This is a genomic window from Acinetobacter sp. YH12151, from assembly GCF_013418355.1.
GTDB lineage: Bacteria > Pseudomonadota > Gammaproteobacteria > Pseudomonadales > Moraxellaceae > Acinetobacter > Acinetobacter pseudolwoffii.
The window spans coordinates 1-15131 of record NZ_VPCG01000049.1; the positions used below are offsets into that span (position 1 = coordinate 1).

Annotated in this window: 11 protein-coding genes; 6 read left to right on the plus strand and 5 right to left on the minus strand. The window is 46.5% G+C overall.

Annotation, left to right across the window (positions count from 1 at the left end; genetic code table 11):
- The first annotated feature begins 151 nt into the window (after window positions 1-151).
- Window positions 152-910: a zinc transporter ZupT gene (gene zupT / locus FTU82_RS13670; RefSeq protein WP_306669837.1), complete on the plus strand. Its 759-nt coding sequence runs from the start codon at window positions 152-154 to the stop codon at window positions 908-910.
- An 84-nt stretch (window positions 911-994) separates the two neighbouring features.
- Here zupT and rsmB read toward each other — a convergent pair whose 3' ends face one another.
- A complete protein-coding gene (rsmB, locus tag FTU82_RS13675; RefSeq protein ID WP_180001779.1) occupies window positions 995-2302 on the minus strand; it encodes a 16S rRNA (cytosine(967)-C(5))-methyltransferase RsmB in 1308 nt (435 codons plus the stop codon).
- Window positions 2299-3261, minus strand: coding sequence for a methionyl-tRNA formyltransferase (fmt, locus tag FTU82_RS13680; protein WP_180001778.1), 963 nt, complete (start codon window positions 3259-3261; stop codon window positions 2299-2301). Before fmt ends, rsmB begins: the two co-directional genes overlap by 4 nt.
- A gap of 408 nt (window positions 3262-3669) precedes the next feature.
- On the opposite strand from fmt, the gene ilvD (FTU82_RS13685) reads away from it, so the two are divergent.
- The 5 genes from ilvD (FTU82_RS13685) to FTU82_RS13705 all read left to right on the plus strand — a co-directional run bounded on the left by ilvD (FTU82_RS13685) (window position 3670) and on the right by FTU82_RS13705 (window position 9543).
- Complete coding sequence (gene ilvD / locus FTU82_RS13685; protein WP_004280822.1) at window positions 3670-5499, plus strand: dihydroxy-acid dehydratase; 1830 nt, start codon at window positions 3670-3672, stop codon at window positions 5497-5499.
- A gap of 130 nt (window positions 5500-5629) precedes the next feature.
- On the plus strand, window positions 5630-7315 hold the full coding sequence (ilvD, locus tag FTU82_RS13690) for a dihydroxy-acid dehydratase (protein WP_004280835.1): 1686 nt from the start codon (window positions 5630-5632) through the stop codon (window positions 7313-7315).
- A gap of 149 nt (window positions 7316-7464) precedes the next feature.
- Complete coding sequence (locus FTU82_RS13695; RefSeq protein WP_180001780.1) at window positions 7465-8787, plus strand: hypothetical protein; 1323 nt, start codon at window positions 7465-7467, stop codon at window positions 8785-8787.
- Window positions 8768-9055 (plus strand): chorismate mutase, encoded by a 288-nt coding sequence (locus FTU82_RS13700; protein WP_159516534.1) that lies wholly within the window; start codon window positions 8768-8770, stop codon window positions 9053-9055. Before FTU82_RS13695 ends, FTU82_RS13700 begins: the two co-directional genes overlap by 20 nt.
- 308 nt (window positions 9056-9363) lie before the next feature.
- On the plus strand, window positions 9364-9543 hold the full coding sequence (locus FTU82_RS13705) for a hypothetical protein (RefSeq protein ID WP_004280844.1): 180 nt from the start codon (window positions 9364-9366) through the stop codon (window positions 9541-9543).
- Between the two features lie 266 nt (window positions 9544-9809).
- Here FTU82_RS13705 and FTU82_RS13710 read toward each other — a convergent pair whose 3' ends face one another.
- The 3 genes from FTU82_RS13710 to FTU82_RS13720 form a co-directional block, all read right to left on the minus strand.
- A complete protein-coding gene (locus FTU82_RS13710; protein WP_180101473.1) occupies window positions 9810-11105 on the minus strand; it encodes a solute carrier family 23 protein in 1296 nt (431 codons plus the stop codon).
- A 306-nt stretch (window positions 11106-11411) separates the two neighbouring features.
- Window positions 11412-14096, minus strand: a complete 2685-nt coding sequence (gene ppc, locus FTU82_RS13715) for a phosphoenolpyruvate carboxylase (RefSeq protein WP_180101476.1) — start codon at window positions 14094-14096, stop codon at window positions 11412-11414.
- Between the two features lie 149 nt (window positions 14097-14245).
- A complete protein-coding gene (locus tag FTU82_RS13720; protein WP_004728919.1) occupies window positions 14246-14869 on the minus strand; it encodes a TetR/AcrR family transcriptional regulator in 624 nt (207 codons plus the stop codon).
- Window positions 14870-15131: the final 262 nt, after the last annotated feature.

Below are 15131 nucleotides of genomic sequence, written 5' to 3' on the forward strand. Positions count from 1 at the left end.
CCATAGACCCATGATGCAAATTCCTTAATAAACCCATCTTTATTTTCAGGGGATACAAAATAAGCAAGGTCTTGCTCTACTTTCTTTAAGCTTTCAGTCAAGTATTTCATTGCAAGTTTTTTTTAAAATTTAATACCTAAATTGTATATGTTTGACTATATTTGTCAATATAATTATTTGCTATCAATCACTCTTCTTAAAAAAACCCAATTTCCGTCTGCTGGCCTTTGGTCTGGCCTTTGCCGCGGGCGCCATGATCTATGTTTCTTTAACCGAAATTCTGAATAAATCGATTGCCTCCTTTAGTCTGGCTTTTGATGAAAAAACCGGTTTTGCCTTTGGCACCTTTGCATTTTTGTTGGGCGTGATTCTGGTGTTATTGCTGGATCATTTTGTGCCAAATCCGCATGAAACTGTTGAAACGCATGCCAGTGAGGGCGTCAGTTCACCGCAACTATTGCGTACCGGCATGCTGACTTTATTCGCCATTAGCGCACATAACCTGCCAGAAGGTCTGGCGACCTTTTTTGCCACGCTGGAAAGTCCTGCCTTGGGTGCGCCTTTGGCGGTGGCAATTGCGATTCATAATATCCCGGAAGGTGTGGCAATTGCCTTGCCAGTGTATATGGCGACCGGACGCAAAGATTATGCGCTCTGGGCCAGTCTGGTGTCGGGACTGGCTGAACCTTTGGGTGCCGCCTTGGGCTATTTTATTCTGGCGCCTTATATGAGCGATACGGTATATGGTCTGGTGTTTGGCCTGATTGGCGGGGTGATGGTCTATCTGGCACTGGATGAGTTATTGCCGACGGCAAAACGTTATGCCGAAGGACATGAAACCGTCTATGGACTGGTGAGTGGCATGGCTGCACTGGCAACCAGTCTGGTGATCTTTAAGTTTATTCAGTAAGTCCTGTTACAAGTCGGCCATGCAATAAAGCATGCAATAAAAAAGGCAGCCGAAGCTACCTTTTCCGACTTTAAAAATGATGATTTATGCGATCTTTTCAATACGACAATAGAAGAAGCCATCGCCTTGATCTGCTTTCGGCAACAACTGACGACCATGTATCTGTTCGATGCCCCAATCGGCTTCGATCTTGATTTCCTTGGCATCGGCATGCTGGGCAAAAAACTCGACCATCTGCTGTTCATTTTCCGCTTTCAGAATCGAACAGGTAATGTAGAGCAAGGTGCCGCCGACTTTTAACTGCTGCCACATATTTTCCAGAATCTGCTTTTGCAGCGCGACGGTTTGCGGAATATCTGTAGAATGACGCAGCAAACGGATATCCGGATGGCGACGGATCACACCGATGGCAGAACATGGTGCATCCAGCACAATACAGTCGACCGGTTCAGACGCTGTCCAGCTAATGGCATCGGCTGCAATAATTTCAACTTCGGCATAATCGGTTAACAGTAAGCGTTCCAGATTTTCTGCCACACGAACCAAACGTTTCGCGTCCTGATCAATTGCATAAAGTTTTTTCGGACTATACTTTTCCAGAATGTGTGCAGTCTTACCACCCGGTGCAGCGCAGGCATCTACTACAACTTTTCCTTCCAGATCAGGTATTAAGGTTGCACATAGCTGGGCGTGTTCATCCTGAACCGAGAAGCCGCCGGCTTCATAGCCCGGCAGGTTTGGAATATGCACATTCTGTTCCAGTACAATCCCGACTTCAGACAGGCTGCAAGCACGTGCTTCATAGCCTTCTTCTTCCAGAATTTCCAGATATTCATCACGGCTAACCTGATTGACATTAACACGCAAGGTCAGCGGTGCAATCTGTTTTAACTCGTGCGACAGTTCAGCCAGCTGTTCCGGCCAGTCTTTCTTTAAACGTTTGAATAACCAGCTTGGCAGGCCATGTGCCTGATTTAACGCCAGATCAAATTCTTCTGTTTCACGTGAAACACGACGTAACACCGCATTGACCAGACCACTTAAAGGTTCAAAGCCCAGCTGTTTGGCGGCAGTCACGGTTTCTGAAATGGCGGCATGTGCCGGAATGCGGGTACATAGAATCTGATATAAACCCAAATATAAGCAGCTTTCTAGGGCCTGGTTATCAAGGGGTTTAGTTAATAACGGCAGGGTAATGGCTTTCAGGCCATGCCACTGACGTAAACAGCCCAAGGTTAACTCGTGATATAAACCACGGTCACGTTCAGACACGATATTGATATGTTGATTGAGTACTGAAGCAAGTGATTGGCCATTTTGTACAGCCAAGAGTGTTTTGACAACTTGCGCGCGCAAATTCAAGTTTTTAGCTGATGATTGAATTTGGCTCATGCGAATTTATATCCTACCGATAGTTTTTGAGTTTGATTAATTTGAACAGCATTCAGGGCTTTGCCACCTGGCCATTGCAGATTGGTGATGCAAATGGCGTTCTGATCACCACACATCACATGTACGCCGTCTTTATCCAGAGCAATTACTTCACCTGCCACTGCAGCGGTTGCCTGCTGGGTAGAAAGTGATGAATTCCAGATGCGTAAATTGTTACTGTCATCCAGCGGGGTAAAGGCCACCGGCCAGGGATTAAAGGCGCGAATATTCCGGTCAATCTCTGCCGCAGGCTGGCTCCAGTTGATTTGTGCTTCCGCTTTTGAAAGTTTATGTGCGTAAACCGTAAGTGCTTCGTCTTGCACTTCACGTTCAGCCAAATATTTTTGTAAGCTTTCTTCAGACTCAAGTACCTGAACGGTAGCTTCAGCACCTTTAACAGCAAGTTTGTCGTGTAAGGTTGCAGAGGTATCTGTCGCTTCAATTGGGCAGATGGTTTTCAGCATCATATCGCCTGTGTCCAAGCCTGCTGCCATTTTCATGATGGTTACACCAGTCTCGGTATCGCCGGTGGCAATGGCACGTTGAATCGGTGCTGCACCGCGCCAGCGCGGAAGTAATGAACCATGAATATTCAGACAGCCATATTTGGGTGTATCCAGAACCACTTGTGGCAGAATCAGGCCATAGGCCGCCACCACCATCACATCTGCATTTAAGGCTTTGAGTTCTGCTTGCGCTGCCAGACCTTCTTCAGTCGATGACTTGAAGTGCAAAGGCTGATAGACCGGAATATTGTGTTCTAGCGCCAACTGCTTGACTGCAGATGCCGTGAGTTTTTGCCCGCGTCCGGCTTTGCGGTCAGGCTGGGTATAGACCGCCACAATTTCATGCTCGGTTTTGAGTAGCGTAGCCAATGCAGTCGCTGCAAATTCTGGTGTGCCTGCAAATATGATCTTCACACATGAAATTCCAAATAAACTTAAAAGCTATTATAAGCCAAAAGCCAAATTTCAGCCTAATCGTTGCAAAAACTTATCCAAGAAGCTTGCTGAGTGCTTGAATTTCGGTGGAATTTTTATATAAAAAAAACTCATGCAAATTGTAAAAATTATTCATGAAAGTTTTGTATTGTCCTGACGATGATGGCGGTATAGTAGATTTCATCAAGAAATTTTTATCGCCAGATCATCATAATCTCTCTATAGATATTTTTGCCTGCATCTACAACCAAAAGGTCATCTTGTAAAACAAGGACTTGTAGTATGATAGGTCTAAAATGCAACTGATTTAAGCTCATTGTCAGTATGATTTAGCCAGAGTGGATCTGCCCGGTTCATTTCAAGCTCAAACTTTGTTGGAAATATAAAATGCCTGACTATCGTTCAAAAACATCGACACACGGAAGAAATATGGCTGGCGCGCGCGGTTTATGGCGTGCTACCGGAATGAAAGACGAAGATTTCGGTAAGCCGATTATTGCGGTCGTTAACTCATTCACGCAATTTGTACCGGGTCATGTCCATCTAAAAGACCTGGGTCAGCTGGTTGCACGTCAAATTGAACAAGCAGGCGGCGTAGCAAAAGAATTCAATACCATTGCTGTCGATGATGGCATCGCGATGGGTCATGACGGCATGCTGTACTCATTGCCTTCACGTGACCTGATTGCTGACTCGGTTGAATACATGGTTAATGCACACTGTGCAGATGCGATGGTGTGTATTTCAAACTGTGACAAAATCACCCCGGGCATGCTCATGGCAGCCATGCGTTTGAACATTCCTGTGGTGTTTGTTTCAGGCGGCCCGATGGAAGCGGGTAAAGTGCAAATTCGTGGCAATGAACAGGCAATTGACCTTGTTGATGCGATGATTGTGGCGGCAGATGACAACTACACAGACGAAGAAGTCAAAGCATACGAACGTTCTGCATGTCCAACCTGTGGTTCTTGTTCAGGTATGTTTACGGCCAACTCAATGAACTGTTTGACTGAAGCTTTGGGTCTTTCATTACCGGGTAATGGTTCTACGCTGGCAACACATGCCAACCGTAAGAAATTATTTGAGCGCGCAGGTCAGTTGATCGTTGAAATCACCAAGCGTCATTATGAACAGAATGATTACAGCGTATTGCCACGTAATGTAGCAACCAAAGCATCCTATGAAAATGCCATGACTTTGGACATCGCGATGGGTGGTTCAACCAACACCGTTCTTCACTTGTTGGCAGCTGCTCACGAAGCAGAAGTAGACTTCACCATGGACGATATCGACCGTTTATCTCGTAAAGTGCCTGTACTGTGTAAAGTGGCACCTGCGGTTAAAAACGTCCACATGGAAGATATTCACCGTGCCGGCGGCATTATGTCGATCCTCGGTGAACTAGACCGTGGTGGCTTACTGGATACGTCTGTACCGACCGTACATGAAGCAACGTTGAAAGATGCTTTAGACAAATGGGACATCATCCGTACTGAAGATGAAGAGGTATATAACTTCTTCAAATCGGCACCGGGCGGTGTACCAACCCAAACTGCATTCTCACAAGATCGTTATTACACCCGTCTAGATGGCGACCGTGAAAATGGTGTAATACGTAATGTTGAACATGCCTTCTCGCAAGACGGCGGTTTGGCAGTGCTTTACGGCAACATTGCACTGGATGGTTGTATCGTCAAAACTGCGGGTGTAGATGACTCTATCTTGAAATTCAACGGCACAGCACGTGTATTTGAAAGCCAGGATGATGCAGTTGAAGCCATTCTTGGTGGGAAAATCGTGGCAGGTGATGTGGTGCTGATCCGTTATGAAGGTCCACAGGGTGGTCCAGGCATGCAAGAAATGTTGTACCCAACCAGCTACTTAAAATCGAAAGGTTTAGGTAAAGACTGTGCACTTGTCACTGATGGTCGTTTCTCTGGTGGTTCTTCAGGTCTTTCCATTGGTCACGTTTCCCCAGAAGCAGCTGAAGGCGGCACAATTGCCCTGGTTGAAGATGGCGACCGTATCGAAATTGATATTCCAAACCGTAGCATTCATTTAGCCGTTGCTGAAGATGTATTGGCAGCACGCCGTGAAGTACAAGAAGCCAAAGGTTGGAAGCCTGCAAAGGAACGTCCACGTAAAGTATCTAAAGCGCTGAAAGCCTATGCAATGCATGCCACCAGTGCGGCGAAAGGTGCGGTACGTGATATCTAAGCTGTAATTTTACAGATTTAAATAGCACTCCAGATGGGGTGCTTTTTTTATACAAGAAACTATACAATGATCTTAAAATAAATTGTCCAAGACCGACGCTTAAAATCGGTCATCGCCCAGGAAGAGAATAATGAGTAAAGATAATATCCGCGAGCATTCTGCCCCCGTTTATGAAGGTATTGAAAATGCACCGGCGCGTTCCATGATGCGTGCTACCGGTTTTCAGGATGCCGATTTTAACCGGCCATTTATCGGCATTGCTTCGACCTGGGCCAATGTCACGCCTTGTAATATGCATATTGATGGTCTGGCCAGAACCGTAGAGCAGGGCGTGAGTGCGGCGGGTGGCAAGGGCATTATCTTTAATACCATTACCATTTCAGATGGCATTTCCAATGGCACCGAAGGCATGAAATATTCCCTGCTGTCACGGGAAGTGATCGCAGATTCGATTGAAACCGTGGTCGGCTGTCAGGCTTATGATGGTGTGATTGCCATTGGTGGCTGTGACAAAAATATGCCCGGCTGCATCATGGGATTGGCGCGCCTCAACCGTCCGGGGCTGTTTATTTATGGCGGAACCATCAAACCGGGTGAAGGTCATACCGACATGATTTCAGTGTTTGAAGCGGTGGGTCAATATGCCAAAGGTGAAATCAACGCGATTCAGGTCAAGCATATTGAAGAGGTTTCCTTGCCAGGTCCGGGTTCGTGTGGCGGTATGTACACGGCCAACTCGATGGCCTCTGCGATTGAAGCTTTAGGTATGAGCCTGCCGGGCTCTTCGGCACAGGAAGCGGTATCGGAAGACAAGCAAATTGACTGTGCCCGGGCCGGTGAAGCGGTGATGAACCTGTTGCGACTGGATATTAAGCCGCGCGACATCATGACCAAAGCCGCCTTTGAAAACTCGATTAAAGTCTTGATTGCGCTGGGTGGTTCGACCAATGGTGTACTGCATCTTTTAGCCATGGCACATACAGCAGGAGTGGAATTGAGTCTGGATGATTTCGTGCGGATTGGTAAAGATATTCCGGTGGTGGCCGACGTGCGTCCATCAGGTAAATATCTGATGTCAGAACTGATTGCGATTGGTGGAATTCAACCACTGATGAAGCGCATGCTGGATGCCGGCATGCTGGATGGCTCATGTCTGACGGTCACAGGTAAGACGCTGGCAGAAAATCTGGCCGATGTGCAGGACTATCCGGAAGGCCAGCAGATTATTCTGCCTTTTGATGCGCCAGTGAAAAAAGACTCACATCTGGTGATTCTAAAAGGCAATCTGTCACCGAAGGGCGCGGTCGCCAAAATTACCGGTAAGGAAGGACTGCATTTTGCTGGCCCGGCTCGCGTGTTTGAAGGTGAGCAGGGTGCCATGCGCGGTATTCTGGATGGCGAAGTCCAGCCGGGTGAAGTGGTGGTGATTCGTGGCGTTGGTCCCAAAGGTGGCCCGGGAATGCCAGAAATGCTGAAACCGACCTCTGCGATTATCGGGAAGGGCTTAGGCGCTTCAGTTGCCCTGATTACCGATGGACGCTTCTCGGGTGGCAGTCACGGTTTTGTGATTGGTCATGTCACCCCCGAAGCTTATGATGGCGGCCCGATTGGTCTGGTACAAAATGGCGACCAGATTTCAATTAATGCGGAAACCCGGGAAATGACCTGGCATGTGGATGAGCCGGAGATTGCAGCACGTCAAGCAGCTTGGATCAAACCAAAACCGAACTATACCCATGGAGCACTGGCCAAATTCGCCAAACTGACCTCAGGTGCAGAAACCGGGGCGGTCACTGACTTGAATCTTGACCTCTAATCCATTGTTAAACATTGAACATTTGTTTATGACTTGATATAAGTTTTTACACCATGCAGGGCTTTGGCTCTGCGATCTTAAAAATAGATTATTCTGTACAGATTCAATTTTTTGAACTGCACACCGTCATCTTTGTCGAGGCCGAACTCATGTCCCTGTTACGCCGTTGGTTTGATCCAATCCGATCGAGTTGGTTTTACCAGAAACCAATCCGTCAAACGGTGTTATCTATTCAAGATGGGCTGAGTATCCATTTAAGACTGGATGATGTGTACAGCTATCTGGCGGTACAGCAGCTGCCCCAGCTCGAAGAAATTTTAAGTCCGCAGCTCAAGCCGCTGAAAGTAATTATTTCCAGTTCGCATGCAGCCCCCCCAAATCAGATGTCTTTTGATGAATGGCAGCACTACACCCTAAATGATGCCAAGATTCTGTCGAAACAGCATCGTTTTAGTTTTCATGACACGCCAGAATTGCCCAGCGCTGAAGCCTTGCAACAGGCGGAACTGATTTTACGGCATACCCCGCTGCGCGGGCAGGATTTTCTGTATTTGCTGGAAGATGTGTTTCATATGTTGTGGCAAAAACAGACCGGAAAATTACGAACCCTTTATGCCATGGCCAGTCGTCATCATCAGCCACAGGACTTTCCCGAACGTATTTTTGACCAGACCCCGATTCTGGCCAGCTATTTTAATTTAGGCGGACGCCAGTATCAGGCAGTCGATGACCTGTTGCGTCTGACCCGGCGTCTGGAGCAGCAAAAACTGCTGACCGGTAATCCGATTTTTATGATCGATCACATTGAATGGCGTGAGCATCTGATCAGTGATGCTGAAGAGCTGAACGAGATCCAGTCGATGGATCCGGAACTGGACTTGTATATCGCGCTGGAAGATCCGATCTCCTGGCTTTTGCTGGCCTATATCAAGGAAGAACTGGCGGATTATTATAATATCCAGTTGAATGTCTATCCCTTGTCCTATCGTGGCCGGGATGAGTTTGACTGGAGTCTGGCCACACGTTTATCCAAACGGACGGACGTAGAATTTACCCCGTTTTGCCGACCGACCGAGCAGGCGATTGCGCCAATCGCACAGTTATTTTATAGCTGTCCCGAGGAGCAGCGGATTGAGGCGATGTACCAGATCTTGCAGGCCGTCTGGACCCGTGGTGAAGACCTGTCTTATGCACCCCATTTCAAACTTTTGCAGCAACAGTTAAATATTGTAGATCTGACCCAGGACGATATTCTGGTGAAGCTGCAGGACAATGATATGCTCTGTGAAATGAAGTCGCAGCCGAACTTTCCGGTACTGGAACTGCGGATAGATGATCAAAGTTATACATTTAATAGCTTATATCGGGTCTGGATGATTGAAAGTATTTTCAGTAATGTGTTAGAAGAAAAGTATAAGAGTAATAATCAAACTGAAAGTGAACTGAAAAAACATGGAAAAGATCAAAGCTGAATCACTAGAATATGCACGTCAACAGATCGATGCCATTGATACAGCTTTAGTTGAGCTGATCGCTGCGCGTCAATTTTATGTTGATCAAACCACCCGTTTCAAAAAAACCGAAACCGATTTGCAGTCACCAGAACGTATGGAACAGATTGTAGAAAATGTTAGGGCATTGGCGCAAAAGCAGGGCCTCGATCAGGAGTTTATTGAACATCTATACCGTGAAATGTTCCAATACTTTATTCAACGTGAACTGAAAGAGTTTCGTCCTTAAACGGGCTCATTTCAGTTCAACTACGCCGGACGATCTTCAAGCTATGCAGGAGATCTTGCTGTAGCCATGGCGATTTTTAAGCACAACATCGCCTTTTTGCAAAAATAATTTATCCATAAAAAGCCCATTCAGCCAAGTGCCTAAAGCCTTGCCTGGACGGGCTTTGCACGGTTTTATAGAAATTATGGTAAAAAAAAGAAATTGATTTTATTAAATATTTTTACAATGTAAGTTTGATTTAATTTAAAAAGTATATATATTGTATATACATCTTTTGCAAAGTAGTCTTTATTTTGGAGAGATAAGCAATGAGCGAGCAAATCAAAAAAATAAAGACAGGCAAGAAAGATGGACAACTTTTAATTCGTATTCAGAGTACGGAGCGTGATGAATTTATTCGTCTCTGCGAAGAACTGGATACTAGTGCTGCTCGTGAATTAAGAAAATTTATTCGTGGTTTTGTGAAACAACACAAGCCTAACGAATAGCCTTACTAGGGAGTAATACCATGGCTAAGCAAGTTAAATCTTTAAAGCAAGAAATCAAAGCACGTTTGAAAAAGATTTCAAAACATAAAGGCAAATTGAAGCAACTGAAGCAAGCGCTTAAAAAACAGAAATAAGCCAACGTGAATCAATTGCCAGTCACTTAAAACAGTTCATTCTAGACAGACTGTTTTAGGCTACAAAAAAGACCGAACATATATGTTCGGTCTTTTTGCTTGCAACAGGCTGTGCCCAGTCATCGCTGAATTTTATTTTTTATCGACCAGACTGAAGAACCAGTTTAAGAACAGGGCTGCAAACGTTGCCGTACCAATACCACCCAGATTGAAGCTACCAAAAGTCAGGGCAAAATCACCGGTACCTAAAATAATGGTCACTGCAGCCACCATCAGGTTTTTGTTTTGCGAGAAATCGACTTTATTTTCAATCCAGATTTTGGCACCGGCAATGGTAATCAAACCAAAGACCACAATCGAAGCACCGGTCAGAATCGCGGTGGGAATGGTATGAATCACCGCCCCAAACTTGGGTGATAAACCCAGGAAGATCGCAAAGACACCAGCCACTGCAAAAATGATGGTCGAATAAACCCGTGTTACGGCCATGACCCCAATATTTTCACCGTAGGTGGTCATGCCCGGGGCACCCACACCGCCTGCCAGAGTGGTTGCAACACCATCTGCAACAAAGGCTTTACCAATATGCGGATCCAGATTCTCTCCGGTCATCGCGCCTACCGCTTTGATATGTCCCAGATTTTCAGCCACCAAAATCAGTGCAATCGGTGCAATGATCAACATGGCATTGACTTCAAAAGTCGGTGCGTGGAAGGTCGGTAACCCGAACCAGGCGGCTTGCTGAATGGGCAGGAAATTGATTGCAGTGCCATAACCCATAATATTGCTGAGCACGAAATAGATCAGATAGGCCAGTAACAGACCGACCAATAATAGCAGGCGTTGCAGCAGGCCTTTGGTAAAGACGGCAATCGAGCCCATGCACATCACGGTAACGAGAGACATCCACATATTAAAGGTGTTGCCCATGACGCTTTTAACCGTGACTGGAGCAAGGTTCAGGCCAATGATCATCACCACGGCACCGGTCACTACCGGTGGCATCAGCTTTTCGATCCAGCGGGTGCCCGTCGCCATGACCAGAAAGCCCATCAGCGCATAGAAGATGCCACACGCGATAATCCCGCCTGCTGCAACGCCAATATTCGGATTCAGTCCGCCACCACCCGCATAACCAGTTGCTGCGATGACCACACCAATAAAGGCAAAGCTTGAACCTAGATAACTTGGAACCCGGCCACCGGTGATTAAAAAGAACAGAATAGTACAGATCCCTGACATTAAAATCGCCAGGTTAGGATCAAAGCCCATTAAAAAAGGTGCCAGTACAGTCGCGCCAAACATGGCAAAGGCATGCTGTACACCCAAAACTACCGTTTGTGCGGGTGGCAAATACTCTGCGGTACCTACTGGTCGTGCATCGATACTGCCCTCATAAGGGCGCCATTTGGGAAACCAACTGGACATAAAATGAGCACTCAAAAGATAAATTGTGCACATCATACTCCGGTTTTTTGGAAGTTTTAATCACTCCTTTCAACTTTTTGTTCAAGTTAATTCATTGACTTTTATTTATTTTTTATCAATTGGTAAATATTTTTAATATAAAAGTAGCGTTAAATCAGTGGATTAATCATATAGCTATGCTTAAAATTCACTCATAAAGATTTGTTATTTTAGTTATAAAAAATACGATGCAGTGAGTGGTTTTGGCCAATTCATGTACAAAAAAAGCACATCACCAGGATGTGCTTTGAATGCGAGGGCGAAAAATCAGCCGGTATTACGTAAACCGGCTGCAATGCCGGCAATGCTGACCATTAAGGCATGATCGACCGGGGTATTTTCAGCCTGCTGCTGTTCCAGATATAAACGGCGACGTTTCATCAGTTCAGCTTGCAGTAAGTGCAGCGGTAACAAATAGGGTTTACGTACTTTCATCGACTGATCCAGTACACCGTTACTGCTCAGGAGTTTCGATTCGCCTTTTAAGCTCAACAGGGTTTGTACAGCATCCTGCAAACGCTGACGCAGTTCTGTTCCCAGAACTTTAAGATCTTCATCCTGGGTCAAATGCGATTCATAATATAGCGCCACATTGGCATCGGCTTTGGACAGTACCATTTCCAGCATATCAATTAGGGTCTGAAAATACGGCCACTCTGCCAGCATCTCATCCAGTACCGTGCGTTGTCCCTGATCCAGTACCGCATTTAATGCAGCACCGGTACCGAGCCAGGCCGGTAACATCAGGCGAATCTGGGTCCAGGCAAAGACCCAGGGAATCGCTCGCAGTGATTCAATCCCACCACTGACTTTACGTTTCGCCGGCCGTGAACCCAGTGGCAGCATTTGCAGTTCAAGTTCTGGCGTGACGGTACGCAGGTATTTCACAAAATACGGATTTTCCCGGACGGTCTGGCGATAGACCTGCACCGATAGCTCGGTCATTTGATGCATCAAGTCGCGCCATTCCTGTTTGGGTTCAGGTGGCGGGAGTAAGGTCGCTTCCAGTGTTGCAGCGGTATAAATTTCCAGATTCTGCAGGGCGATTTCTTCCAGACCGAATTTGAAACGGATCATTTCGCCCTGTTCAGTCACCCGGATCGCACCTGAAATCGACCCTGGCGGTTGAGAGAAGAGTGCCTGCTGGGTTGGCGCACCGCCACGGCTAATTGAACCGCCACGACCATGGAACAGGGTCAATTGCACGCCATGTTGCTGGGCGATCGCCGTCAATTCTTCTTGGGCACGATACTGTGCCCAGTTGGCCGACATAAAACCGGCATCCTTGGCAGAATCCGAATAACCAATCATCACTTCATGCTTGCCCTGAATATGCTGTTTGTACCAGTGCATATTGAACAGGGTAGACATGGTTGCGGCTGCACAATCTAGATCTTTCAGGGTTTCAAAGAGAGGGACAACCCGTAGCGCCTGCTTGATGCCGGCTTCTTTCTGTAGCAATAAAACCGCCAGCACATCACTTGGATATTCCGCCATCGAGATGATATAAGCACCCAGAGATTCGCTCGGTTGCTCGGCTAGCGTACGCATGGTGGCAAACACTTCCTGTACATCCGGATGTTCAATCAGGCTGCCTGCTGGCTCATTCAGATGTTTTGGCAGCAACGGACGTTTGCTTTGCAGCTCTTGCAGTAAAAAGTTTTGCCGTGCCTGTTCAGTCCAGGTTTCAAAATTCCCCAGTCCTAAATATTCGGTAATCGCAGAAATCGCCTGACGGTGACGACCCGATTCCTGACGGATATCCAGTTTTAGCAGTTCGATCCCAAAACTGTTTACCCGATAAATAAAGTCCAGCAGGCTGCCATTGGCAATTTCGGCCAGATTGCAGTCCATCAGCGAACGGTAGCAGGTCAGGAGTGGCTGTAAAAGTTCGTCTTTACTTTTAATCACCAGACTGTCATCGGCATCATTGCCTTTTAATTTTTCTGCCAGCCAGTGCCGTGTGGCTTTCAGGCGGGTACGGGTGTCACGTAAATATTCACGGTAGGGTTCAGGATGGGGCTGGCCCAAGGCTTCGGAAATTTCCGGGCTACATTGCTGGATAGACAGTTCCCAGCGCAGGTTTTCAATATCGCGTACATAAAGGTCGGCTGCTTTCCAGTGCGACAGCCACAGCACTTCCTGGGTTACGGTATGGGTCACATTCGGGTTGCCGTCGCGGTCACCGCCCATCCAGGAGGCAAAACGTACCGGTGCCACATCTAGGGGCAGGTTCTGAGCACACTGTTCTGTGACCATGCTATTCAGTTCCCGGATAAATTTCGGAACCGCATTCCACAAGGTCTGCTCAATGGTGGTAAAGCCCCATTTGGCTTCATCAATCGGAGTTGGACGATGCTGACGGATTTCATCGGTTTGCCAGGCAGAGCTGATCAGCTGTTTCAGATCGGCCAGAACTGCCTGACGTTCACGTGGAGTCAGTTTCTGCTGGTCAAATTTGGACAGGGCATTATTGATACCGTCATATTTTTGAATCAGGGTACGGCGGCTGACTTCTGTGGGATGCGCGGTCAGAACCAGTTCAATTTTCAGTTCACAGATTTGCTGATACAGCGTATCGGCAGAAATCTCCTGCTGTTTAAATTTTTCAAATAAAGGCACCAGAGGATTGGGCGATTCTGCAGTGTCATCAAACTCGCTCTGACGGCGACGACGTACCACATGATATTGTTCGGCAATATTGGCAAAGTTTAAAAAGTGGGTAAAGGCGCGGGTCAGCGGCAGGATTTCTGCATCTTCTAGACTCAAAAATAGTTGTTCCAGTTGTTTTTCTGCTTCGACCTGTCCATCGCGAGCGCCTTTGGATAGGGCACGGATCTGCTCGATCTGATTAAACAAATCCTGCCCGGCATGTAATTTTAAGGTTTCCCCAAGCAAATTACCCAGTAAGCGTACGTCTTCGCGTAGTGGTGCATCAATCTGTTGAATCATTTTTTATTCCCTCACATGCATGCTTTGACTATACCGCGACTGCATGACAATCCAAGTCCCTTAGAGACAAAAGTTGCAGAGCATTGGCTGCTTTTTTAGCAAATTTTAGGCCACATATGGTTATCGGTGCTCGATCCTGAGAGAAGGCTTTAGTCAGGCAGAGCATATTTCAGCATAAACAGTTCAATGGCCTCGCTAATGATCTGTTGCTGTTCTGCGCTTGAAGGGGGAGGGCTGAGACCCAGCAGGATTTTCTGATGACGGGTTCCGGTCAGCAGGGACACGATCAGCTCGGTCTGTTTTTCTGGAAGATCGACCTGAATAAAGCTGTACTGTTGGGCCAGAGCAAAGAAATCATTCCAGACTGCATCCAGTTTGCTATGCGAGGCCTCATAAAACTGTTCTGCCAGAGGACTTTGCTGCGAGGCCAGTTCCATCAGTAACAGGTCCAGCTTGATCGCTTCTGGTAAATGAATAATATTTAAAGCGCGCTGACAGGCCTGATAAAACTCCTGCGCAAAGTCACTGCTCGGCTGCAAGAGCTGAGGATGTTCATGCAGAATGGCTTCACAGGTATCCTCAATCGCACAGCTAAACAGGGTCGCCTTGTCCTGAAAATGGTTATACACCGTCAGCTTGGTCACACCTGCCTCACGTGCAATCTGGTTCATGCTGGAGGCATGATAGCCATGCGCTAAAAACAGCGCTTTGGCCACGCTGAGGATGCGCTGACGCTTTTCCAGATCCTTGGGTCGTCCTACAGGTATTTGCACAATTTCTTCCAAAAAAAGTCAATACGGTCATTGCTTTGAAGCTTGAGTTTTAATTAGTGTACCGGGTGGTATATTAATTAAAAAACAAGCAATTCAATATATCAGCATAGTTTGCCCTAAAAAAGACGATCAGATAAGAGTGATTGATAGCAAATAATTATATTGACAAATATAGTCAAACATATACAATTTAGGTATTAAATTTTAAAAAAACTTGCAATGAAATACTTGACTGAAAGCTTAAAGAAAGTAGAGCAAGACC